The sequence below is a fragment of the Myxococcus sp. MH1 genome (assembly GCF_059738865.1).
This window is the reverse complement of record NZ_AP026947.1, coordinates 4,161,263-4,183,047: the sequence shown is the minus strand read 5'-3', so window position 1 is coordinate 4,183,047 and position 21,785 is coordinate 4,161,263. Positions and strand designations below refer to the sequence as shown.

At 70.7% G+C, this 21,785-nt stretch carries 20 protein-coding genes; 12 read left to right on the top strand and 8 right to left on the bottom strand.

Annotated elements, in window-relative coordinates:
- The first annotated feature begins 1,339 nt into the window (after positions 1–1,339).
- Both AC6JA9_RS16785 and AC6JA9_RS16780 read left to right on the top strand, forming a co-directional pair.
- Complete coding sequence (locus AC6JA9_RS16785; protein ID WP_223746834.1) at positions 1,340–2,101, top strand: J domain-containing protein; 762 nt, start codon at positions 1,340–1,342, stop codon at positions 2,099–2,101.
- A 21-nt stretch (positions 2,102–2,122) separates the two neighbouring features.
- Entirely contained in the window at positions 2,123–2,890 is a 768-nt protein-coding gene (locus AC6JA9_RS16780) for a CvpA family protein (protein ID WP_223746833.1), read from the top strand.
- Here AC6JA9_RS16780 and clpX read toward each other — a convergent pair.
- A complete protein-coding gene (clpX, locus tag AC6JA9_RS16775) occupies positions 2,880–3,956 on the bottom strand; it encodes an ATP-dependent Clp protease ATP-binding subunit ClpX (RefSeq protein ID WP_046712986.1) in 1,077 nt (358 codons plus the stop codon). The two genes, AC6JA9_RS16780 and clpX, sit on opposite strands and share 11 nt — an antisense overlap.
- A 227-nt stretch (positions 3,957–4,183) precedes the next feature.
- Between clpX and speA the strand changes: the two genes are divergently transcribed.
- Positions 4,184–6,190: a biosynthetic arginine decarboxylase gene (gene speA, locus AC6JA9_RS16770; protein ID WP_046712985.1), complete on the top strand. Its 2,007-nt coding sequence runs from the start codon at positions 4,184–4,186 to the stop codon at positions 6,188–6,190.
- A 78-nt stretch (positions 6,191–6,268) separates the two neighbouring features.
- Here speA and AC6JA9_RS16765 read toward each other — a convergent pair whose 3' ends face one another.
- The 4 genes from AC6JA9_RS16765 to AC6JA9_RS16750 all read right to left on the bottom strand — a co-directional run bounded on the left by AC6JA9_RS16765 (position 6,269) and on the right by AC6JA9_RS16750 (position 8,180).
- Complete coding sequence (locus AC6JA9_RS16765) at positions 6,269–6,796, bottom strand: hypothetical protein (protein ID WP_223746832.1); 528 nt, start codon at positions 6,794–6,796, stop codon at positions 6,269–6,271.
- A gap of 105 nt (positions 6,797–6,901) precedes the next feature.
- The gene (locus tag AC6JA9_RS16760; RefSeq protein ID WP_223746831.1) at positions 6,902–7,336 is read right to left on the bottom strand and encodes an OsmC family protein; all 435 of its coding nucleotides are present in this window, start codon (positions 7,334–7,336) and stop codon (positions 6,902–6,904) included.
- A 91-nt stretch (positions 7,337–7,427) separates the two neighbouring features.
- Positions 7,428–7,697 carry a hypothetical protein gene (locus tag AC6JA9_RS16755; protein WP_223746830.1) on the bottom strand — a complete coding sequence of 90 codons (270 nt, stop codon included), beginning with the start codon at positions 7,695–7,697 and terminating at the stop codon, positions 7,428–7,430.
- Positions 7,698–7,709: 12 nt separating this feature from the next.
- Positions 7,710–8,180 carry an RrF2 family transcriptional regulator gene (locus AC6JA9_RS16750; protein WP_223746829.1) on the bottom strand — a complete coding sequence of 157 codons (471 nt, stop codon included), beginning with the start codon at positions 8,178–8,180 and terminating at the stop codon, positions 7,710–7,712.
- 82 nt (positions 8,181–8,262) lie between these two features.
- Between AC6JA9_RS16750 and AC6JA9_RS16745 the strand changes: the two genes are divergently transcribed.
- The 3 genes from AC6JA9_RS16745 to AC6JA9_RS16735 all read left to right on the top strand — a co-directional run bounded on the left by AC6JA9_RS16745 (position 8,263) and on the right by AC6JA9_RS16735 (position 11,235).
- Positions 8,263–9,081, top strand: a complete 819-nt coding sequence (locus AC6JA9_RS16745; protein WP_046712980.1) for a PHP domain-containing protein — start codon at positions 8,263–8,265, stop codon at positions 9,079–9,081.
- 133 nt (positions 9,082–9,214) lie between these two features.
- Positions 9,215–10,888, top strand: a complete 1,674-nt coding sequence (locus AC6JA9_RS16740; RefSeq protein ID WP_497960112.1) for an arylsulfatase — start codon at positions 9,215–9,217, stop codon at positions 10,886–10,888.
- Positions 10,889–11,010: 122 nt separating this feature from the next.
- A complete protein-coding gene (locus tag AC6JA9_RS16735; RefSeq protein WP_046712978.1) occupies positions 11,011–11,235 on the top strand; it encodes an amphi-Trp domain-containing protein in 225 nt (74 codons plus the stop codon).
- Positions 11,236–11,238: 3 nt separating this feature from the next.
- On the opposite strand, the gene AC6JA9_RS16730 is transcribed toward AC6JA9_RS16735, so the two are convergent.
- Entirely contained in the window at positions 11,239–12,804 is a 1,566-nt protein-coding gene (locus AC6JA9_RS16730; RefSeq protein ID WP_223782967.1) for a methyl-accepting chemotaxis protein, read from the bottom strand.
- 248 nt (positions 12,805–13,052) lie between these two features.
- On the opposite strand from AC6JA9_RS16730, the gene AC6JA9_RS16725 reads away from it, so the two are divergent.
- Both AC6JA9_RS16725 and AC6JA9_RS16720 read left to right on the top strand, forming a co-directional pair.
- Positions 13,053–13,424 (top strand): NADH-quinone oxidoreductase subunit A, encoded by a 372-nt coding sequence (locus tag AC6JA9_RS16725; protein WP_046712976.1) that lies wholly within the window; start codon positions 13,053–13,055, stop codon positions 13,422–13,424.
- Between the two features lie 6 nt (positions 13,425–13,430).
- Positions 13,431–13,994: an NADH-quinone oxidoreductase subunit B gene (locus AC6JA9_RS16720; protein WP_046712975.1), complete on the top strand. Its 564-nt coding sequence runs from the start codon at positions 13,431–13,433 to the stop codon at positions 13,992–13,994.
- Positions 13,995–14,077: 83 nt separating this feature from the next.
- On the opposite strand, the gene AC6JA9_RS16715 is transcribed toward AC6JA9_RS16720, so the two are convergent.
- Positions 14,078–14,554, bottom strand: a complete 477-nt coding sequence (locus tag AC6JA9_RS16715) for a PaaI family thioesterase (RefSeq protein WP_141326249.1) — start codon at positions 14,552–14,554, stop codon at positions 14,078–14,080.
- On the bottom strand, positions 14,436–16,574 hold the full coding sequence (locus tag AC6JA9_RS16710) for a sulfatase-like hydrolase/transferase (RefSeq protein WP_497960110.1): 2,139 nt from the start codon (positions 16,572–16,574) through the stop codon (positions 14,436–14,438). Before AC6JA9_RS16710 ends, AC6JA9_RS16715 begins: the two co-directional genes overlap by 119 nt.
- Before the next feature lie 124 nt (positions 16,575–16,698).
- On the opposite strand from AC6JA9_RS16710, the gene AC6JA9_RS16705 reads away from it, so the two are divergent.
- The 4 genes from AC6JA9_RS16705 to AC6JA9_RS16690 all read left to right on the top strand — a co-directional run bounded on the left by AC6JA9_RS16705 (position 16,699) and on the right by AC6JA9_RS16690 (position 21,783).
- The gene (locus AC6JA9_RS16705; RefSeq protein ID WP_497960109.1) at positions 16,699–17,931 is read left to right on the top strand and encodes an adenylate/guanylate cyclase domain-containing protein; all 1,233 of its coding nucleotides are present in this window, start codon (positions 16,699–16,701) and stop codon (positions 17,929–17,931) included.
- Between the two features lie 180 nt (positions 17,932–18,111).
- A complete protein-coding gene (locus AC6JA9_RS16700) occupies positions 18,112–18,630 on the top strand; it encodes an NADH-quinone oxidoreductase subunit C (RefSeq protein WP_223746920.1) in 519 nt (172 codons plus the stop codon).
- 10 nt (positions 18,631–18,640) lie between these two features.
- Positions 18,641–19,900 (top strand): NADH dehydrogenase (quinone) subunit D, encoded by a 1,260-nt coding sequence (gene nuoD, locus AC6JA9_RS16695; protein ID WP_141326252.1) that lies wholly within the window; start codon positions 18,641–18,643, stop codon positions 19,898–19,900.
- Complete coding sequence (locus AC6JA9_RS16690; RefSeq protein WP_223746824.1) at positions 19,897–21,783, top strand: NADH-quinone oxidoreductase subunit G; 1,887 nt, start codon at positions 19,897–19,899, stop codon at positions 21,781–21,783. Before nuoD ends, AC6JA9_RS16690 begins: the two co-directional genes overlap by 4 nt.
- Positions 21,784–21,785 lie beyond the last annotated feature (2 nt).

The window sequence follows — 21,785 nt, the reverse complement described above, 5'->3', positions numbered from 1 at the left end:
GCGACCGGCCATTCCACGGATGACGGCGGCCTCGCCGGTACCGCCCACGCCCGCCCCCGTGGCGAAGCCTCCGGCGGCGCCTGGCGCGCCGGTGCCCCCGGGTGCGAAGCCTCCGGGCGTCGCGGCGCCGGCCGTGCCCCAGGCCCAGCGGCCCACCGTGTCCATCCCCGCCGTCACCGCGCCGGTGCCCCAGCGGATGAGCGCCACGGGGATTCCCGCGGTGGGCGCGCCCGCGTCCACGACGTCCGCGGGTGCCCGGCCCACCGTGGCCGCGATCCCCGCCATCGGTGCGCAGCCCGCGCGCCCGGCCACGCCCCCTGCCCCCGGCGTCCCTCCACCGGCGCCCCGCGTCCCGGGTGTCGCGCCCATGACACCGGCGCCCGTGGCGCCACCTCGCGCGCCGGGAGCCGGCCCTGCCTCGGGTGCCGTGCCGACGGTGGCGCCCGCTGGCGTGCCCGGCCTCGGCACGTCTGCCGTGCCGACGGTGGCGCCCGCTGGCGTGCCCCGTGCTCCGACAGGCACTCCGCAGCCCCCCGCGCCCGTGGCTCCTCCTCGCGCGCCCGGCGTCGGGACGGGTGCCGTGCCGACGGTGGCGCCCGCGGGAGTGCCCCGTGCCGCGGTCGGCACACCGCCGACGCCCGCGCCCATCATTCCTCCTCGCGCGCCTGGCATCACGGCCGGTGCCGTGCCGACGGTGGCGCCCGCGGGAGTGCCTCGTGCTCCGGTCGGCACTCCACCGACGCCCGCGCCCGTCGCGGCATTGATCCCTCCTCCTCCGCCCGTCCAGGCTGTTGCCTCGTCTCCCGGAGCCATCGTTCCGCCGCCTCCGCCCGTCGCAGCCGGAATGCCTCCGCCGCCGCCGGGCTCAGGCCCCGCGCCGAGGGCCACTCCGGTCGGACTGACGCCGCCGCCTCCTCCAGGCTCGGGTCCCGCTCCGAGGGGAACCCCTGTCGGGCTGACGCCTCCGCCGCCCCCCGATTCTGGCTCCGCGCCGCGAGGGACTCCCGTCGGACTGACGCCGCCGATGCCCCCCGGCTCGGGCCCCGCTCCGAGGGGAACTCCGGTCGGACCGACGCCGCCGACGCCAGCTCCCGTCGCGGGCGCACCTCGCGCGGCGCCCGCGAACCGTCCTCCCTCGGGAGCCGTTCCCGCCATCTCCCCGGTCGTTCCGCCCATCGCGCCGGCGGTGCCCTCCATCGCTCCGGCCACGGGCGCCCCGGCCGCGCCGCGCGGTCCGGCCCTGACGCCGCGCCCGCCTCCGACGCTCGCCGTCGGGCAGGTCGCCCCACCGCCGCCTCCACCCTCGGTCCCCGCGAATCGCCCCGGCGCCCGGCCCACCATGTCGCTGCCGGCCATCGCGCCGTCGGACCTCTCGCCGCGGCCTCCCGTCCCGGGCATCCCGCCGGTCACCGCGCCCCGCGTGCCCGCCGTCAGCCCTCTGGTCCCGTCCGTGGCGCCGATGACGCCGCCGCCCCCGCCACCGGGCGCGCTGTCACCGCCTCCTCCGCCGAGCGCCGCCAAGGGCCCGGGGCTCGACGAGCACCAGCTCGCGGACCTCGCGTCGCGCTGCGCGAAGCTGGAGCAGCTCGACTACTTCGAGGTGCTCCTGCTGGAGCGCACGGCCACGCCCGCGGACATCAAGAAGGCGTTCTACCGGGAGAGCCGCACCTACCACCCGGACCGCTTCTTCCACATCACGGACAAGCAGCTCAAGGAGCAGGTCCACGAGCTCTACAAGCGCGTCACCGAGGCCTACTACGTCCTGCGCGACGACACGAAGCGCAAGAAGTACGTCACCGACGTGACGGGCCCCGAGCGCGCCCAGAAGCTGCGCTTCACCGAGGCCTCCGAGGCGGAGACCAAGGCCGCCGCCAAGAAGGAGCAGGAAGAACAGATCGGCACCCACCCCAAGGGCCGCCAGTTCTACCAGCAGGCGCAGAAGGACATCGACGCGGGCAACTGGTCCGCCGCCGAGCGCAACCTCAAGATGGCCCTCACCTACGAGCCCTCCAACGCGCGCTACAAGGAGAACCTCGCGGAGGCCCAGAAGCGCCTCCAGGAAGAAGCCAAGGGCAAGGGCGACTCGTTCAAGATCCGCTGACGCCCCGCGCCCCGACTCGCCATGGTCATCGACCTCGTCATCCTGGGCCTGGTGCTGTTCTTCGGCATGATCGGCGCCTTCACCGGCGCCTCCCGCCAGGTCGCCAACTGGGTGGGGCTGGCGCTGGGCTACTTCGCGTCGCGCAAGCTGGGGCCCCTGCTCGCCCCCCGGTTCGCCGAGGCCGTGGACGGCCCGCTCGTCGTGGGCCTCGTGCTGGGCACCGCGCTCCTGTTCGTCTGCGTCTGGCTCACGGTGCGCTACGCCCTGGGCGCGCTGCTCGCGCGCTTCCTCGCCACCGGAAAGGACAACGAGGACCGGAGCATCGACCGCCTCCTGGGCTTCATCCTGGGCGCGGCCAAGACGGCCGCCTTCGCGTGGTTCGTCCTCAGCGCCATGTCCTTCTTCGAGCAGCACGTGGTCATCGCCGGCAAGCGCGTGGGCGTGTCCCCCAAGGACTCGCTCGCCGTGTCCGCCGCGCGCCGCTACAACCTCTTCGAGATGAGCCAGTTCGCCCCCATGGAGGACATGGTGGCGGTGGCCCGCGCCAGCACCGACCCCGAGCGCGCCCAGAAGCTCAAGAACGACCCGGCCTACAAGGCCCTGCGCAAGGACCCGCGCTTCCAGCGCCTGCTCCAGGATGACCAGGTGAAGCAGGCGCTCGCCCGGGGTGACACCGCCGCGCTGCTGCGCAACGACCTGGTCCTCCAGCTCATCCAGGACCCGGACATCGCCGCGAGGCTGGGCGCCGCCGCCCAGGCCTCGGAGCGTGACGCGGACGTCACACGTTGAGCTCCACGGCGTCCAGCGTCGCCAGCCTCGGGCGCACGTAGTCCGCGTCCACCTTCACCTGCCGACGCCGACGCTCGGGGGCCTCGAACATGATGTCCGCCATCACGTGCTCCAGGATGGAGCGCAACCCGCGCGCCCCCAGCCCGCGCGCCACCGAGTAGTGCACCACCTCGCGCAGCGCCCCGTCGTCGAAGTCCAGCTCCAGCTCGTCCATGGCGAGCAGCTCGCGGAACTCGCGGATGATGGAGTCCGGCGGCTCGGTGAGCACGCGGATGAGGTCCGCCTCGCCCAACAAATCCAGCTGCACCACCACCGGCAGGCGCCCGAGGAACTCCGCCAGCATGCCGAACTCCACCAGCTGCTTGGTGCCGATGCGCTTCTTCGCGCGCCGGAAGCTCTCGTCCGCGCCGAAGCCCAGGGGCCGTCCCCCGCCGGGCTCGTCCCCGTAGTCATGCAAGTCACTGAACGTGCCCGCGCAGATGAAGAGGATGTCCCGGGTGTCCACCTGGACGAAGTCACTCTTGTTCCACGCCTGCGTGACATTCAGGGGGACATAGACCTCGCGCCCCTCCAGGAGCTTGAGCAGGCCCTGCTGGACGCCCTCGCCGCCGATGTCGCGGCTGCCCGCGCCGTTGCGAGCCCCCTGCGAGCGCCGGGCGATCTTGTCCACCTCGTCCACGAAGATGATGCCCCGCTGCGTGTCCTCGACGGAGTGGTTCGCCTTGAGCAGCAGGTCGGAGATCATCACCTCCACGTCCTTCCCGTAGTAGCCGGCCTCCGTGTACTCGGTGGCGTCCACCGTGGTGAACGGAACGTGGAGGATTTCCGCCAGGTTGCGGGCGATGTGGGTCTTCCCGCTCCCCGTGGGGCCGATGAGCAGGATGTTGGATTTCTTGATGAGGGACTGACGGCGCAGGCGTCGGGCCTGCACCCGCTTGAGGTGGTTGTGGGCGGCGATGGCCACCGCGCGCTTGGCGGCGTCCTGGCCGATGACGTACCGGTCCAGTCGCTCGTAGATCTCCCGAGGGGTCAGCGGCGCTTCTTCCCTACGTGCGGACGACTCCATGTACCCTTCCCTTCTATCCACGCGTCCTCCCGACACTCCGGACAAAGGGTAGGAATCGGATGGAAGGTCCGCCCGCCAGGACAGGGGCCCCAGCGGGACGTCTGCCTGGCCGCTCGCTCCACTTTCAGGCGGCTGTTGAATGCCGGGGGGCTTTCCTATAGTTCCCGCGCCCCTCCACTGTTGACTGGAGTCCACCCTCTCTCTTCCCAGGGAGCCTCGAACCGCCGATGCCCGCAAACGCCCCTCCGCACCGCTGGACCCTCGCTGACGCGCACGAGCTCTATGGAATCCGGAACTGGGGCTCGCCCTACTTCGGCATCAACGACAAGGGTCACGTCTGCGTCCACCCGGACGGGCCCCAGGCCCCCAGCATGGACCTGAAGGACCTGGTGGACGAAGTGCGCCGCCGCGGCATCGGTCTGCCGCTGCTGCTGCGCTTCACGGACGTGCTGCGCCACCGCGTCGTCCACCTCAACGAGGCCTTCCGCAAGGCCATGGCCGACCAGGGCTTCAAGGGTGGCTACCGGGGCGTCTACCCCATCAAGGTGAACCAGCACCGCTACGTGGTGGAGACCATCATCGAGGCGGGCAAGGGCTACAACTACGGCCTGGAGGCCGGCAGCAAGCCCGAGCTGATGGCGGTGATGGCGCTGTTGGAGAACGAGGACGCGCTCGTCATCTGCAACGGCTACAAGGACGAGGAGTACATCGAGACGGCGCTGTTCTATTCGCGCCTGGGCCGCAACGTCATCCTCGTGGTGGAGAAGCCCAGCGAGCTGCCCCTCATCGCCGAGGTGGCGCGTCGCACGGGCATCACCCCGCGGCTGGGCATGCGCGTGAAGCTGTCCACGCGCGGCGCCGGCAAGTGGGAGGCCAGCGGCGGAGATCGCTCCAAGTTCGGCCTGTCCTCCTCCGAGCTGATGAGCTGCATCGCCTTCATGAAGGACACGGGCCTGTTGCCCGCGTTCGAGCTCTTGCACTTCCACCTGGGAAGCCAGATCTCCAACATCCGCAACGTGAAGAACGCGCTGCGCGAGGTGGGCTGCTTCTACGTGGAGGTGGCGCGGCAGGGCGCGCCGCTGAAGTACCTGGACGTGGGCGGCGGCCTGGGCGTGGACTACGACGGCTCCCAGACGAACTTCGCCTCCTCCATGAACTACACGACGGAGGAGTACGCCAACGACGTGGTGTTCGGCGTGATGGAGGCGTGTGACCGGGCCGGCGTGCCGCACCCGACGCTCGTCTCCGAGTCGGGCCGCGCCGTCGTCGCGCACCACGCGGTGCTGGTGGTGGACGTGCTGGGCACCAGCGAGTTCGACCCGGCGCAGCTGCCGGACAAGGTGGACGACAAGGCGCCCTCCGTGGTGCGCAACCTCCTGTCCACCTTCCGCGAGGTGACGAACAAGAACCTGCTGGAGGCGTGGCACGACGCGCAGGACGCCAAGGAGGAGAGCCTCACCCTCTTCTCGCTGGGCCACCTGTCGCTCGAGCAGCGCGTGGCGGCCGAGAACATCTACTGGGCCACCTGCCACAAGATCATGCGCATCGCGAAGGAGGCGGGCGAGATCCCGGAGGAGCTCGAGTCGCTGGAGAAGGCGCTGAGCGACACGTACTTCTGCAACTTCTCCGTGTTCCAGTCGCTGCCGGACTCGTGGGCCATCGACCAGCTGTTCCCGATGATGCCCATCCACCGTCTGGCGGAGAAGCCGACGCGCCGCGCGACGCTGGCGGACATCACCTGCGACTCCGACGGGAAGATCGAGCACTTCATCGACAAGCGCGAGGTGAAGGACGCGCTGGAGCTGCACGCGCTCAACGACGACGACTACTACCTGGGCATCTTCCTGGTGGGCGCGTACCAGGAGATCCTCGGCGACCTGCACAACCTCTTCGGTGACACGCACACCGTGCAGGTGTCGCTGGCGCCCAACGGGGGCTACCTCATCGACCACGTCGTCGCGGGCGACACGGTGACGGAGGTGCTCAACTACGTCAGCTACAACAAGGACGACCTGGTCGCCCGGCTGCGCAAGTTCACGGAGATGGCCCTGCGCCAGGGCCGCATCTCCCTGGACGAGTCGCGCACCCTGCTGCGCATGTACGAGGACGGCCTGTCCGGTTACACGTACCTGGAGCGCGGCGTGGACGCGAGCTTCGCGGGCAGCGCCAGCCAGCTGCGCCTGGTGCCGCAGCCGGACGCCACCCGGCCTCCGGTGTCGCCCTCGGGCACCTGACGCCCCTGCCGTGACAGGTGACTGAAGCCCCCACGCCCTCCGCCGCGAAAGCGCCGGGGGGCGTGGTGTCCGCGGCCCTCAGTAGCTGGCGATGGGCGTCTCGCCCGAGCCGAACGCCATGGGCTCGTCGGCGAAGGCCACGTCCGAGGCGCGGGCCCTCAGGCGCTGGAGCGCGGCCTTCTGCAGCTCGCCTCGGGCGATGAGCGACTCGAAGTCGAACGGCGCGAGCCGCGTGTCCTTCCGCTGGAGTCGCGCCAGCGTGGTCCACAGGGACAGCCGCCCCTCGGTGGCGGTGCACAGCCCCTCCAGCTCCACCAGCCGACTCAACGGCGAGTAGCGCACCCAGGAGCCGTTGAGCTTCAGCCGGGCGGCCTTCTCCACCACCCACGCGACGCGGGACTTGAGTGGATCTCTTCGCAGCTCCAGCGCGCCCATCACCGCCTCGAGCATGCGCTGGTCCTCGCGCAGCTCCGGGACGAGGGTGGCCAGGAAGTGGCCCACGAGGTTGCTGTGGTTCTCCGACTCGGTGCGCCGGGCCAGCTCGATGCCGGCCACGGAGCCCGCGTGGTGGTCGTTGAGGTAGATGCCCAGGCGCTTCGCGTCCATGCCCCTCTCCGGGTTGGGAGTGCCGTCGTGAAGACTCTTCACGACGAAGCCCCCTGGCAGCGAAGGCCAGGAGGCTCCCGTGTACACCGAGCGGGCGGGCGCTCTTCAGTCCGGGTAGCTGAACGTCATCGGCAGCTTCAGCTCGGGGTGGAGGCTGCGCGCCACCGGACACTCGCGGCCCACCTGCTCCAGCCGGGCGCGGTGCTCGGCGGACAGGCCCGCGGGCATCTGCAGGTCCACGACGAGCTCACCGATGCGGCGCGGCGGCGGCGTCATGCGCTTCTCCACGCGGCCGCGAATCTCGCCCAGGGAGATGCCCTCTCGCGAGGCGAACAGGTGCATCGTCGTCACCGCGCAGGCCAGCAGCGCGGCGCCCACCAGGTCCGTGGGGGAGAAGCTGCCGCCGGTGCCGCCGTTGTCCCGGGGGGCCTCCGTCTGCAGCTCCGTGGTGGACGGGCCGTGGGTGAGCTTCGTCTTGAACTGGGGGTGGCTGACCAGGGTCATCACCACGCCGGTGGCGGGGGGCTGTTGCTGGCTCATGTCGGTCTCTCCTCGGGCCGGGTGACTTCGGGGGCGCTCCACTCACGGGGCGCTCCAGCAGCTTCATCATCCACGGCGCGAGGGGGCGCGCCTACTTGTTCCGCTTGCCGCGGCGCGCGGACTTCCGCTCGGGGGCGGGCGCGCTCAGCAGCCGCTCCCGCACGGCCTCCGGGGACAGGTCCCCGGTGTCCGCCACCACACAGGAGACGTACGCCAGCTCCGCGAGGGCCCGGCGGGCGCGCTCGCGCTCGGCGGAGTCCTTGGAGCCCAGCGCGTCCGAGGCCGCGGCCACGTAGCTGCTGGCGAGCGACTCGAAGAGGTACACCCGGTTCTCGATGCTCGACTCGGATTTCTTGGCCATGGGCCGGGCAGTCTAGGCCCGCGCGGCCAGGGACAGCGAGTCGGCGGGCGGCGAGCCCTTCAGCTCTGTCATCGCCAGACGGTCCAGCGTGGTGGAGCGGTACACCTCCAACATCCGCTGCTGGCCCAGCTTCCACACGCCGTACATGGTGCAGCTCCCGGTGGCCCGGCAGCCGTCATGCTGTGTGTCCTGGCAGACGTTGACGTTGACGGGGCCTTCCACCGCCTCGATGACGTCCAGGAAGGTCACCTCCCGTGCGGGGCGCGCCAGGGCGTAGCCACCGTGGGCGCCGCGGGTGGAGCGCACGAGCTTGCGCGAGAGGAGGACCTTGAGGATCTTGGCGAGGAAGTCCTCGGGCACGTCCATGCGCCGGGCAATCTCCCGGAAGGGGACCATGCGCTCCAGCGGCTGAGAGGCCAGGAAGGTCATGGCCCTCAGTCCGTATTCAATCTTCCGGGAGATCTGGAGTGGGTGCTGCGGCATCGCCCTTGACGTGGCTCGTGGTTTGAAGAAGAGCCTAGGTCGCGACAGTGCGGCTTTCAACCGCTCGCCCCTGGAGACCGATGTGATCGACCTGCACTCCCACACCACCGCCAGCGACGGGCAGTACACGCCCACGCAGCTGCTCGAGCGCGCCCGGGCCGCGGGCGTGACGGTGTTGTCGGTGACGGACCACGACACGGTCGCGGGGCTCGCCGAGGCGAAGGCCGCCGCGCTCGCGAACGGCGTGGAGCTGGTGCCCGGCATCGAGATCTCCGCCTTCGTGCTGGGTCGCGAGGTGCACATCCTCGGGCACTTCGTGAGGCCGGAGGACGAGGACCTCGCGCGCTTCGCGCAGCGGCTGCGTGGTGAGCGCGAGCAGCGGATGGAGGCGATGGTCGCGAGGATGCAGCAGCTGGGCTTCCCCGTCCGCATGGAGCACGTGCGCGCCATCGCCGGTGACGCACAGCTGGGGCGGCCGCACCTGGCGCGCGTGTTGGTGGACCAGGGTTGGGCGGTGGACATGAAGGCCGCGTTCGACCGGTTCCTGGGGACGCGGGGCATGGCGTGGGTGGAGCGCTTCAAGCTGGACGGCGCGGACGCCATCCGCCTCATCCGCAAGGCGGGCGGGACGGCGACGCTGGCGCATCCGGGCTCGTCGAAGGTGGAGCGCATGGAGCTGCGCGAGCTGGTGAAGGCGGGCCTCGCGGGGCTGGAGGTGCTGCACGCGGACCACAACCCCGCGCTGAAGCAGAAGTACCTGGCGCTGGCGAAGGAGCACGACCTGGTGCCGACGTCGGGCAGCGACTTCCACGGCGAGGCGGTGTCGGCCGACCACAAGCTGGGCAGCGCCGCCATGCCGCCGGAGCTGTTCGCGAAGCTGCGCTCGCGCGCCACGGCCTGAGCCCTCGGGCTGAAGCGCCGCTCGCTCGCGCGCCTGGGCCAGCCCCGGGGACGAGGTCCAGTCCCCTCCTCCGCCTCACCATTCCGAAGGCCGGACGGAGTCGACCGACGGCGGGCGATGGGGGAGCAGGCACATGGCATCCAGTGGGAAATCCAAGAGCAATGGCAACGGCAATGGCAATGGGCACGGCAAGCAGCCGGCGCGCAAGCCGAACATCCTGGTCATCTGGGGCGATGACATCGGCCTGTGGAACATCAGCGCCTACAACCAGGGGATGATGGGCTACCGCACGCCCAACATCGACCGCATCGCCCGCGAGGGCGCGATGATGACGGACTGCTATGGCCAGCAGAGCTGCACCGCGGGCCGCGCGGCCTTCATCACCGGCATGAACCCGCTGCGCACGGGCCTGACCACCATCGGCATGCCGGGCGCGGACTACGGCCTCCAGGACTCCGACCCGACCATCGCGGAGATGCTCAAGCCGCAAGGCTACGTGTGTGGCCAGTTCGGCAAGAACCACCTGGGGGACTCGAACCGCTACCTGCCCACGGTGCACGGCTTCGACGAGTTCCACGGCAACCTCTACCACCTCAACGCGGAGAACGAGCCCGAGTGCCCCGACTACCCGAAGGACCCGGCGTTCAAGGAGCGCTTCGGTCCGCGCGGCGTGCTGCACTGCTGGGCCACGGACCGGGATGACCCGACGGAGGATCCCCGCTGGGGCCGCGTGGGCCGCCAGAAGATCGAGGACACGGGCCCGCTCACCAAGAAGCGCATGGAGACGGTGGACGAGGAGTTCCTCAAGTCCTCGCTGTCCTTCATGGAGCGCGCGGCGAAGGACGACAAGCCGTTCTTCATCTGGCACAACACCACGCGCACCCACGTGTGGACGTTCCTCCAGGAGAAGTACCGCAACAAGACGGGCAAGGGGCTCTACGCGGACGCGATGACGGAGCTGGACGACCACGTGGGCGTGCTGCTCGCGAAGCTGGATGAGCTGGGCATCGCGGACAACACCATCGTCGTGTTCTCCACCGACAACGGCGTGGAGAAGATGGGCTGGCCGGACGGTGGCAACGCGCCCTTCCGGGGCGAGAAGGGCTCCACGTGGGAGGGCGGCGTGCGCGTGCCCTGCGTGGTCCGCTGGCCGGGCGTCATCGAGCCGGGCACCGTCATCAACGACATCTTCGCCCACGAGGACTGGATGCCCACCTTCGTCGCGGCGGCGGGCGGCCCCGAGGACCTGGTGGAGAAGTGCAAGGCGGGTCACACGGTGGGGAAGAAGAAGTTCCGCGTCCACCTGGACGGGTATGACCAGCGCGGCCTGCTCGCGGGCAAGGAGCCGGGGCGGCGGCACGAGTTCATCTACGTGCTCGACAGCGGCAACCTCGCGGCGGTGCGCTACGACGACTGGAAGGTCATCTTCAGCTACCAGGACGGCCGGGGCCCGGACATGTGGTTCAGCGGCAAGCGCTTCAATCCGGCGTGGCCCTACCTCATCAACCTGCGCTCGGACCCGTTCGAGGAGGGGCTCTTCTCCGGCTTGTACACGCAGTGGTACGGCGAGCGGATGTTCCTCTTCGTCCCGGCGCAGGTGCTGGTGAAGCGGTTCGCGGAGAGCCTCATCGACTACATCCCGAGCCAGGCCCCAGGCAGCCTCAGCGTCGGCAACTTGAAGGAGCGGGTGAAGGAGAAGATCAAGGAGGCCCAGCGCGACGACCGCACCGAGGTCGGCGACCAGGTGATGTCGCTGGCCAACGAGGTGGAGCAGGCGCTGCACCGCTTCCAGCAGAGCCACGCCTGAGCGGACGCTTGCCATGAGGGCCCGTGAAGCCACCGTGCTTCACGGGCCCTCCCGTGTCGCGGGCCCGTTTTCCGACAGGCCCGGAGTTCGACGGTGCGGGACCTCGCTGGCAGGATGGGGCGATGGCCAAACGACCCGAGCGAGACATCGAGAAGACGTACCCGCGCGCGCAGTTCGTCGCGAAGCTGCGCCGGCTGGCGGACGCGCTGGAGAAGGGCAAGGCGTTCAGCATCCAGGTGGCCGGCGAGCGGCTGCACGTGCCCGCCGACGCGTACTTCAGCGTCGAGCACGAGCGAGAGGGCGCCGTGGACGAGCTGGAGCTCCAGGTCCGCTGGAAGCGCGAGTAGCCCTCAGCCGCGCGTCGTCTTGAAGCGGGTGGTGACGGTGGTGAGCCCCTCCGCCACCGCCTGCAGGTCCTGCGCGATGCGGGTGGTGCGCCCGGTCGCGTCCACGCCCTGCTTCACCAGCTCCGCCACGTTGCGCGCGCCCTGCACGGCCTGCTCGCTGGACTGACGCTGCTGCCGCGTGGCAATCGTGATCTGCCGCGCGGCCTCGCTGGTGCCACGCGCCAGCTCGACGATGCGCTGGAACACCGAGGACGCCTGCTCCGCGACCTCGACGCCGCGATCGCTCGTCGCCATGCCCACGCGGGCCTTCGACGCGGCCTCCTCGCCGGAGTCCTGCACCTTCTCGACGATGCGGCCGATGTCGCGCGCGGACGCGGACACGTTCTCCGCCAGCTTGCGCATCTCCGCGGCCACCAGCGAGAAGCCCCGCCCCACCTCGCCCGCCTTGGTGCCCTCCAGCGCCGCGTTGAGCGCGAGCAGGTCCGAGCGCTCCGCCACCTGGTTGATGACGTGGGCGATCTTCGACACCTGCTGCAGGTCCTGGTTGAGGCCGACGATGGCGTCCGCCACGCCCTTGGACTCGGTGCGGATGTCGTTGATGCCCGCCACCACCTGCGCGACCACGGCCATCGCCTCGGCCACCGCCTCGTGCGTGCGCCGGGCGCTCGACTCCACCACCTCCGTGGAGGAGGAGATCTGCTCGGCCGTGCGGCTCAGCTCCTCGAACGTCGCGGCGATCTGCTGCGCGTAGGCCGCCTGCTGGCTGATGACGTGCTCCTGGTCCGCGGATGCGCCCAACAGTCCCCGCGACGCACCGGAGAGCTGCTCGGTGCGCGACACCAGCTCCAGCACCGTGATTCGCAGCGTGCCGAGCATCTTGTTGAAGGACTCCGCCATCAGCCGGACCTCGCCCGTCGCGGGCACGTCCAGCTCCATGCGCGACACATCGCCCCGTGCCACGTCCCGCACCACCTCCGTCACCTGCGACACGGGGTCGACGATGGTCCTGCCGATGAGCACTGCCAACAGGAGCCCCAGGCCCAGCGCGCCCACCAGCCCCACCACCACGGAGCCCTTGAGCTCCGTGACGGACGCCGCCGCCTCGTCCAGCCCCAGGCCCACGACATAGGTCCGCTCGCCGCTCGCGCACCGCAGCGACACCTCGCGCAGGCCGATGAGCGACGTGACGCAGCCCTCGAGCACCCGGAGCGTCGGCCCCCGCGCGTGCTCCGGCAGCCGCGCCAGCGACGCGTACACGGGGCGACCGTCCGGACCGAGCAGTCCCTGGTAGCTCACCGTGAAGCCCGCGTCGCCGTCCGCGTCACGCGCCTCCACCCGCGCGAGCACCGTCTCCAGCCGCGCCTGCGCCTCCCGCGAGCCGTCCCACTGGAGCACCGCCGGATGCTGCGCCACCAGGGAGCCCAGCACCCGGGCGCGCTTCTGGAGCAACTCCAGCGACACCTCGCGCTGTCGGGCGGAGAAGTTCCAGATGCACAGGCCCATCACCGTGAGGCAAGGCACCAGCACCGCGATGGCCACCTGCATCCGCAAGCCGAGCCGGCCCCACATGCCCTCTTCCTCTCCCCAAGTGCAGCGCTGATCGCCCGCCTGCGCGGGCCGCACGACGGTAGGCGTCCGTCCCCGGGAGCGTCAAACGCGCCTCCCGCCAGGGCCACCCGAGGGGACATCCGCCAGCCCCCTGCCCGCCCCGGCGGGGACAAGCCGCGCTTTTCGTCGTCATCTCAAGGGGTTGCGGCGCCCAGCAGGGGACTTTCCCTTTGACATGCGTGAGCGGGTGTCATTAGGTTCCGCGCGCGATGACTCCCTCTCCCCTCTCGCCCTATCTGCCCCTGGCGGTGGTGCTGCTGCTGGCCGGCATCATGGGCGTCGCGATTCCTTTCATCACCTCGCTGCTGGGCCCCAAGCGCCCGAGCGCCATCAAGTCGACCGCCTTCGAGGCCGGCTCCGAGTCGAGCGGCCCGGCACGTCAGCGGTTCGCGGTGAAGTTCTACGTCGTCGCGCTGTTGTTCATCGTGTTCGACGTCGAAGCGGTGTTCATGTACCCCTGGGCGGTGAACTTCCAGGCGCTCGGTTGGTTCGGGTACATGGAGATGCTCGTCTTCGCGGTGACCCTCGTGGTGGGGCTCATCTACGTGTGGAAGAAGGGCGCCCTGGATTGGGAGAGCTGAACCATCATGGCTGATGCAGACATCGCTCCAGTGCTGACGACCCGCCGCGACGAGGCCATGGGCTTCTTCCAGCGGATGGTCTCCAAGGGCCTGGGTTGGGCCCGCAAGTACTCGCTGTTCACCTACCCGTACGCCACCGCCTGCTGCGGCATGGAGTACATGTCCGTGGCGGCCAGCCGTCACGACATCGCGCGGTTCGGCGCGGAGTTCCCGCGCTTCTCGCCCCGGCAGGCGGACCTCCTGATGGTGGTGGGCACCATCAACCTGAAGCAGGCGCCCATCCTCAAGCGCGTGTACGAGCAGATGACCGAGCCCAAGTGGGTCGTGTCGTTCGGCGTGTGCGCGTCCTCGGGCGGCTTCTACGACAACTACGCGGTGCTCCAGGGCATCGACCGCATCCTCCCGGTGGACGTCTACATCCCCGGCTGCCCGCCCCGCCCGGAGCAGGTGCTGGACGGTCTCATGCTGCTCCAGGACAAGATCGCCAACCAGGTCCACCGCATCGCCGACCGCGAGCAGCCCAACCCCACCGCGGCCCGGCACGACCTGCTCATCTCCATGGGCAAGTAGTCCACCCGAAGCCCACGAAGTCCCCCTGGGGCCCCGCGTGCCACCCTCTCGAAGGGGGGCGTCGGGGCCCCTGGTTTTTGCGCTCACCAGCGGTGGTACGCGGGGTGGCCCTCCTTCACCGCGACGAAGGTGCCCCGGCACAGCGCCGTCACCTTGCCCCCCGCGGTGAGGGTGCCTTCGATGACCGCGCGGTCGCCCTTGATCTCGACGGGCTTCGCCTCCAGCCGCACCGGCCCCGACATGGGCGTGGGGCGCTTGAGGGTGATGGTGTAGTCGGCGGTGACGGTGCACGGCGGAGACGCCGCGCCCTGCGCCTTCATCAGGTGGTACGCCGCCGTCCAGTTGCAGTGACAGTCCAGCAGCGCGCCGATGATTCCGCCGTTGAGCACGCCGGGGAAGGCCTGGTGATGCTCGGAGGGCGTCCACTCGGCGACGACGAGCTCACCCTCCGCGCGGCTGCGGATGCGCAGGCCCTGGGTGTTGGCCGGGCCGCAGCCGAAGCAGCTGTTGTGAGGGGCGTACTGTTCCTGAAGGGACGGGGTGTCTGGGGTCGTCGACATGGCCCGCCACCTTACGCGAGTCCCCCGCCCCCGTCCGTCCCTGCACCGCGTCCAGCCACGCCTCCAACGCCAGCGCGTCCAGCCCCTCACAGTCCCCCGTGCAGACGCGCAGCACGGAGCCATCCGCCCGAGGACGGTCCACCCACCAGCGCTGCCCGTCGTACGCGCCCCGGTCCTTCTCCAGCACCACCGCCGTGTGCGCCGTGTCGCTCAGCTCCACCACGCCGTCGGGACGGATGCGGTACGCGTCGAACGCGCGCGGCGCCCCGGGCCAGTGCCCCTCGTCGAAGACCTCCGGCGATACGTGCGTGAAGCCCGTCTCCGCGTACAGCGCGAGCGGCGCCGCCGTCTCGCCACGGAGCAACGGCCCGAGCGACACGCCATCCGCGCCGCTCAGCGCGGGCAGGCCCGACAGCTCCAGCAGCGTGGGCCCCACGTCGACCAGACGCACCAGCGAATCGAGCGTGGCCGGCGTCGCGCCTCGACCTCCCGCGGGCTTCACCGCGAGCAGGATGCGGTTCTCCAGCTCCGACAGCCGGGCCCCGTGCACGGGCGTGGCGCCGGCGAGGTCCGGCCGGTCCTCGTGGAAGCTCTCGCCATGGTCCGACACCAGGACGATGAGCGCGTCGTCGTAGCGGCCCGAGCGGCGCAGCGCCTCCAGCATCAGCCCCACCTGCGCGTCCGCCTGGGCGATCAGCTCGTCGTAGAGCGCCTCCGCGCCCTCCCGGCTCCAGCCGCCCTTGGCCCCGGGCGACACCGGCGCGAAGTGCATGCGCAGCCGCCGCTCCAGCGGCTCGGACGCGGACACGAAGCGCCGATAGAACGGGTGCACCGGGTCCCCGGGGAAGTGCGCCGCGGTGGCGTGGAAGGCGAACAGCGTGGGCCCCTGCCCCGCCTCCTCGAGCAGCCGCGACGTCAGCCGCTCCGCGTAGCCCATGGGGTCGTGGATGCCCGCCAGCGCGCGGTTGTCGATGAACTCCGGCACCCACGCGGCGCCTGGCGCGTGGTCCGCGAACACGCCCAGCGCCCGGTAGCGCAGCTTCTCGAGGAGGAAGTTCACCGCCCCGCGCGGCGGCTGCAACCGGGTGGCGAAACCGGAGGACGGCCCCTCCGCGTGGAAGCGCGAGCAGTCGGTGGCGAACACCGTGCGCCAGCCCGCGCGCGCGAAGACCTCCGCGAAGGTGGGCTGCAGTTGCATCCGGGATTCCGCCGTCAGCGCGTAGCGGACCCCCGTCTCGTGCGGCCAGCGCGCGGTGAGCAGCGAGCGCCACGCGGGCTCCGTCTGGGCGACCGGCGTGTACGCCTTCGTGAACAACGTGGACTCCGCCACGAAGCGGTCCACATGCGGCGCCACCGCTCGCGTCCCGCCCAGGCTCGCGAGCCGGTCCGGCCGGAACGCATCGATGCCGATGAGCACCACCAACGGATGCTTGTCGCTGGCCACCCAGCCGCTCGCGCGCGTCGCGACGAACAGCGCCAGCCCACCCGCCAGCACCGCGCCGCCCAGCCGCGCCCTCCGCCTCCACGTGTCCTGCCGGTGGAGCCACACCCCGACGTGCAGCAGCGCGAGCAGCCCCGCCGCGAGCCTCGGGTGCCAGGGCTCGCCATGGTCCACCAGCCACGCCAGCACCGGCCTCACCGCCGGCAGGTCATCGAACAACGCGGGCCGGGCGATGGCGCGGTCCCACGCCAGCAGCAGCGCGAGCCCGAGCCACCCCGCCAGCGTGGCCAGGACGCCACCCCGGCCCCAGACGCGCGCGAGCCCCCAGGACACGGCAGCGAGGCCCATGCCCGCCACGACGTAGACGGCCGCCACTCGCGCCAAGAGCCCCGGGAGCACGGGTCGCACCGCCGCCGACAGCGCCGCATACGGACCGTCCACCGGGATGTCCACGCCCACGAGGCCGGAGCGCAGAAGCCACCAGGTCTCCCCGGCGAACAGCGCGAGTCCCAGCCCCAGGCCCAGGGCGAGGCGCCAGACGAGCGGGCGGAGGGGGTGCGAGGAAGAGGACTCGACCATGCAGGGCGTGTATACCGCAATGAGAGAGGCCCGCGAGCCATGGCCCTTTCCGGCCCGGTAGGCGCAGCGCTCGCGGATGGGGGGAGCCCTGCGGCCCAACGCGCCAGAAGGCATCGAGGACTCGGTGAACCGCGCCCTCGACGGCGAGCGCCACCGCAACGCGCGCCAGCTCGCGTGGATCCGCTTCGTCGCCATCACGGTGATGTTCGGCATCTCCGCCACCCTGGGCCTCTTCGTGGGCAAGGCCGACTGGGCCGAGTACCTGGCCCCCCTGAGCGTGTACTGGCTGTGCACCGCGGGCGTGCTCGTCGCGGTGGCCCGCTCGCCCCGGGCCGTGCGCTGGGCGGGCCTGTCCGTGGCCTTCATCGACGTGCCCGCGGTGTACTGGCTCCAGAGCCACGCCATCCCCGTGTCCCCCTCCCCCGGCGGCGTCGCGGGCTTCACGCTCGGCATCTACGCGGTGCTGGTGCTGCTGGCCGCCCTGTCCCTGCGCAATACGGTGACGCTCGTCGTCACCGCCTTCGCCGCCGTCGCCGAGGCGGCCCTCCAGCACCAGGCCGGCATCGGCGTGGGCGCGCAGCTGGCCGCCGTCGTCATGCTCTCCGTGGCCGCCGCCGGCTCGCGCCACCTGCTCAACCGCATCCGCGCCCTGTCCGCCGCCGTCTCCGAGGAGGAGCTCAAGCGCGCCCGGCTGGGCCGCTACTTCGCCCCCGCCGTGGCCGAGCGCCTCCAGCGCCTCGCCTCCCCCGAGCCCGAGCTGCGCGAGGTCACCGTCCTCTTCGCCGACATCCGCGACTTCACCGCCATGAGCGAGCACCTGCCCCCGGGCGAGGTGGTGAAGCTCCTCAACGCCTACTACGGCCGCATGGTGGAGGTGGTGTTCCGCCACGGTGGAACGCTGGACAAGTTCATCGGGGACGCACTCATGGTGTACTTCGGCGCGCCTCTGGCCGACGCGGAGCACGCCTCCCGGGCGGTGCGGTGCGCGCTGGACATGGTGAGCGAGCTGGAGGGGTTCAACGCGGAGCGGGCCCTCCAGGGCGTCCCGGCCCTGCGCATGGGGGTGGGCATCCACACGGGCCCCGTGGTGCTGGGGAACATCGGCTCCACGGCCCGGCGCCTGGACTACACCGCCATCGGCGACACGGTGAACCTGGCCAGCCGCATCGAGGGGCTCACCAAGAAGGCCGGGGTGCCCGTCCTCGTGTCCCAGGCGACCCGGGAGCAGGCGGGAGCCCGGTTCGGCTGGGAGCCGGTGGGACAGGCCCTGGTGGCCGGCAAGAGCCAGCCGGTGGCCACCTTCGTCCCCCTGGCGGCGGGCCCCTCGCTGGCCCGGGGACCGGGCTCGGCGGCCTGATTTCCGCCCCGGCGGACGATCCGTGAGCCTCCCCGGACGCCGCGTGCGCAACGCTGGCTTCTGGGCTTCCTAAGTGGCCTACATGGTTGAGGGTTTACGTTGACGCCCCCCTTCTGGGCTCCTTATAAAGCCGCGGATTCTTCTCCCTCAGTCATTGGGTCCCCCTTGAGCACTTTCGCGTTGGACAGGGTCTCCGCCCACTTCCCCGAGGCGGTGGTGGAGCGCTACGTGGACCGGGCCGGTGGCGCCTGGGCCGTGATCCATGCCGACTCACTGCCGAAGGTCGCCGCGTTCCTGAAGAACGACGAGGAGCTGCAGTTCAAGCTGTTCGGCTCCGTCGACGCCGTGGACCGGTTGCACCTGGCGGAGAACGACCCGCGCTTCGAGGTCGTCTACTTCCTCTACTCCCTCAAGCGTCACGAGCACGTGCGGCTCAAGGTGCGCGTGAGCGAGCACCAGGCCGTGCTGCCCTCGCTGGTCCCGCTCTACCGCGGCGCCAACTGGTGGGAGCGCCTGGTCTGGGACTTCTACGGCATCCGCTTCGACGGGCACCCGGACCTGCGCCGCATCCTCCTGTACGAGGAGTTCCAGGGCCACCCGCTGCGCAAGGACTACGCGCTGCGAGATCGCCAGCCGCTCATCCCGGAGCGCCCCATCAAGGACATCTTCCGCGGTCCCGGCACCAGCGGGCACTCCTGAGGACGACACCATGGCCGACAGCCACAACTTTGAAGTGAAGGGCCACAATCCGGACACGGACGGCTCGCTGCCGCCCGAGGGCTCGGAGCTGGAGGCGCACCTCCAGGCCAAGCACATGGTCATCAACATGGGCCCGTCCCACCCCGCCACGCACGGCACCGTGCGGCTGAAGGTGGAGCTGGACGGCGAGACCATCGTCAAGATCGACCCGGAGATCGGCTTCCTCCACCGCGGCTTCCAGAAGAGCTGCGAGAACGTCACCTGGACGCAGTGCCTGCCGTACACGGACCGGCTCAACTACCTGTCCGCGATGATGAACAACTTCGGGTTCCTCAACGCCGTCGAGAAGCTCATCGGCCTGGAGATTCCGGAGCGCGCCCAGTACATCCGCGTCATCGGCAGCGAGCTGCACCGGCTGACGGACCACCTGACGTGCGTGGGCGCCACCGGCCTGGAGATGGGCGGCTTCGCGCCGTTCCTCTACGGCATGGAGGCCCGCGAGCTCATCCAGGACCGCGTCACGGAGCTGACCGGCGCGCGCCTCACCACCAGCTTCGGCCGCGTGGGCGGCATCAACCGCGACCTGCCGGACGGCTGGGCCGACAAGGTCCGCAAGACGCTCACCCGCACGGAGGAGCTGCTGGTGGAGATGGACGGGTTGCTCACGCGCAACCGCATCTTCGTCGACCGCACCAAGGGCACCGGCATCATCAGCGCCGACGACGCCATCGACTACGGCTGGACGGGCCCCGCCCTGCGCGCCTGCGGCGTGGACCACGACCTGCGCAAGGCGAAGCCGTACTGGGTCTACGACCGCTTCGACTTCGACATCCCGGTGGGCGAGCACGGCGACAACTACGACCGCTACCTCGTCCGCATGGAGGAGATGCGTCAGTCCATCCGCATCCTGCGCCAGGCGCTCGACACCATCCCGGCGGGTCCCATCATCGTGGATGACTGGCGCATCGCGCTGCCGCCCAAGCCCGAGGTGTACGGAACCATCGAGGGCGTGATGGCGCACTTCAAGCTCGTCATGGAGGGCATCCAGGTGCCCCCCGGCGAGGCCTATGACGCGACGGAGGCCTCGAACGGCGAGCTGGGCTGGTACCTGGTGAGCGACGGGCGCGGTCGCCCGTACAAGGTGCACGTGCGCGCGCCGGGCTTCCCGGTGCTCGCGGCGGTGCCCCACATCATCGAGGGGAAGATGCTGGCGGACCTCATCCCCACGTTTGACACCATCAACATGATTGGCGGCGAGGTCGAGCAGTGAGCGACAACGACACGAAGAAGCCGACCGGTGACGCGCAGCCGCCCCCCAAGGGCGCGCCCACGGACACCCCCGCGGCGAAGATCGGTCCCGAGCCCTCCAACCCTCCGGCCGGTCCGAAGATGGACACGCCCCCCGCGGCGGCCAGCAGCGTCACGCCGCCCCCCAAGGCCGCGGCGCCCGCGGGCCCGCCGCCCAAGCCCGCGCCGAAGAACCCGGGCTTCGTCACCTGCACCATCGACGGCAAGGAAGTCGTGGTGAAGCCGGGGACGAACATGATCGAGGCGGCCAAGACGGTCGGCTCGGACATCCCCTACTACTGCTACCACCCGCGCCTCTCCATCGCGGCCAACTGCCGCATCTGCCTCATCGAGGCGTCCAACGCGCCGAAGCTGGTGCCCGCGTGCCAGACGCCGCTGGCCGAGGGCGTGGCCGTCAAGACGACGACGCCCAAGGTGAAGGAGCAGCAGCGCGCGGTGATGGAGTTCCTGCTGCTCAACCACCCGGTCGACTGCTCCATCTGCGACCAGGCCGGTGAGTGCAAGCTGCAGGACTACTACATGAAGTACGACTACCGCCCCTCGCGGCTCGAGGGCGGCAAGACGCTGAAGAACAAGCGCAAGGTCCTGGGGCCCCGCGTGGTGCTGGACCAGGAGCGCTGCATCATGTGCACCCGCTGCGTGCGCGTGATGAACGAGATCGCCAAGGAGCCGCAGCTGGGCGTGTTCGGCCGCGGCAGCCACGAGCGCATCGACGTGTTCCCGGGCAACGAGCTGGACAGCGACTACTCGATGAACACCGTGGACGTCTGCCCGGTGGGCGCGCTGCTCAGCCGCGACTTCCGCTTCAAGGCGCGCGCGTGGTTCCTGTCCGCCACGCCGTCCATCTGCACCGGCTGCGCGAAGGGCTGCAACACGTACGTGGACTGGATGTCGCAGGACACCTACCGCATCCGTCCTCGCGAGAACGAGGAGATCAACAAGAGCTGGATGTGTGACCAGGGCCGGCTCATGTACAAGTCCTTCAACCTGGGCCGCGTGCTCCAGGCGAGGGTGGGCCGCGCGACGGGCCAGTCCGGCTCCGAGGCCGTGCCGGTGGTGACGCGCAAGGAGGCCGCTCAGGCCGCCGCCAAGGCGCTCAAGCCGCTGGTGGGCTCGGGCAAGCTCGCGGTGCTCGCCTCGCCGGTGTCCTCCAACGAGGAGCTCCTGGCGGGCCTCACGTTCGCCAAGGCGACCTTGGGCCTCACCACCGTCTACGTGGGCGGTCGTCCGGCGGGCAAGGCGGACCACTTCCTGAAGACGGCGGACAAGAACCCCAACCGCAAGGGCCTGGAGTGGATCGCCAAGGGCCTGGGCCTGAAGGTGGAGACCTACGAGTCGCTCACCCAGGCGCTCTCCAAGGGCCAGGTGAAGGGGCTGTACGCCATCGGCACCGAGGTGCCCGGTGACGTGGAGGCCTTCGCCAGCGCGGTGGCCTCACTGGACGTCTTCGTGGTCCAGGAGAAGAACGAGTCGCCCATCACGGCGCAGGCCACGGTGCTCCTGCCCGCGTCCATCCACGTGGAGGACGAGGGCTCGTTCACGCAGATGGACGGGATGACCCAGCGCTTCCGCAAGGCGTACCCGCCCAAGGGCGACGTCATCCCCGGCTGGAAGTGGGCCGCGGAGCTGACGCGCGAGCTGGGCGGCGAGGCGCCGACCTGGAGCAGCGCGCGGGACGTGTGGCGCGAGCTGTCCGGCAAGGTGGCCGAGTTCGCGGAGTTCAACTGGGACAAGGCGTCTCCGCCGGACCGGGAGAAGCCGGGTATCAATCCGCTGCCGACGGGCGCCGACGGGCGTCCTCCGGGCTACCGTGAGTTCGGTGCTCCCCGGGTGAGGGGTATCTAGCG

What these genes read in the sequence shown, in the direction of transcription:
- nuoD (WP_141326252.1), top strand. Translation starts at nt 18,641, where the DNA reads ATGGCCGACAGCCACAACTTTGAAGTGAAGGGCCACAATCCGGACACG.
- AC6JA9_RS16750 (WP_223746829.1), bottom strand. Translation starts at nt 8,180, where the DNA reads ATGCCGCAGCACCCACTCCAGATCTCCCGGAAGATTGAATACGGACTG.
- AC6JA9_RS16720 (WP_046712975.1), top strand. Translation starts at nt 13,431, where the DNA reads ATGGCTGATGCAGACATCGCTCCAGTGCTGACGACCCGCCGCGACGAG.
- clpX (WP_046712986.1), bottom strand. Translation starts at nt 3,956, where the DNA reads ATGGAGTCGTCCGCACGTAGGGAAGAAGCGCCGCTGACCCCTCGGGAG.
- AC6JA9_RS16710 (WP_497960110.1), bottom strand. Translation starts at nt 16,574, where the DNA reads ATGGTCGAGTCCTCTTCCTCGCACCCCCTCCGCCCGCTCGTCTGGCGC.
- AC6JA9_RS16765 (WP_223746832.1), bottom strand. Translation starts at nt 6,796, where the DNA reads ATGGACGCGAAGCGCCTGGGCATCTACCTCAACGACCACCACGCGGGC.
- AC6JA9_RS16715 (WP_141326249.1), bottom strand. Translation starts at nt 14,554, where the DNA reads ATGTCGACGACCCCAGACACCCCGTCCCTTCAGGAACAGTACGCCCCT.
- AC6JA9_RS16785 (WP_223746834.1), top strand. Translation starts at nt 1,340, where the DNA reads ATGTCGCTGCCGGCCATCGCGCCGTCGGACCTCTCGCCGCGGCCTCCC.
- AC6JA9_RS16760 (WP_223746831.1), bottom strand. Translation starts at nt 7,336, where the DNA reads ATGAGCCAGCAACAGCCCCCCGCCACCGGCGTGGTGATGACCCTGGTC.
- AC6JA9_RS16780 (WP_223746833.1), top strand. Translation starts at nt 2,123, where the DNA reads ATGGTCATCGACCTCGTCATCCTGGGCCTGGTGCTGTTCTTCGGCATG.
- AC6JA9_RS16725 (WP_046712976.1), top strand. Translation starts at nt 13,053, where the DNA reads ATGACTCCCTCTCCCCTCTCGCCCTATCTGCCCCTGGCGGTGGTGCTG.
- AC6JA9_RS16730 (WP_223782967.1), bottom strand. Translation starts at nt 12,804, where the DNA reads ATGTGGGGCCGGCTCGGCTTGCGGATGCAGGTGGCCATCGCGGTGCTG.
- speA (WP_046712985.1), top strand. Translation starts at nt 4,184, where the DNA reads ATGCCCGCAAACGCCCCTCCGCACCGCTGGACCCTCGCTGACGCGCAC.
- AC6JA9_RS16755 (WP_223746830.1), bottom strand. Translation starts at nt 7,697, where the DNA reads ATGGCCAAGAAATCCGAGTCGAGCATCGAGAACCGGGTGTACCTCTTC.
- AC6JA9_RS16735 (WP_046712978.1), top strand. Translation starts at nt 11,011, where the DNA reads ATGGCCAAACGACCCGAGCGAGACATCGAGAAGACGTACCCGCGCGCG.
- AC6JA9_RS16740 (WP_497960112.1), top strand. Translation starts at nt 9,215, where the DNA reads ATGGCATCCAGTGGGAAATCCAAGAGCAATGGCAACGGCAATGGCAAT.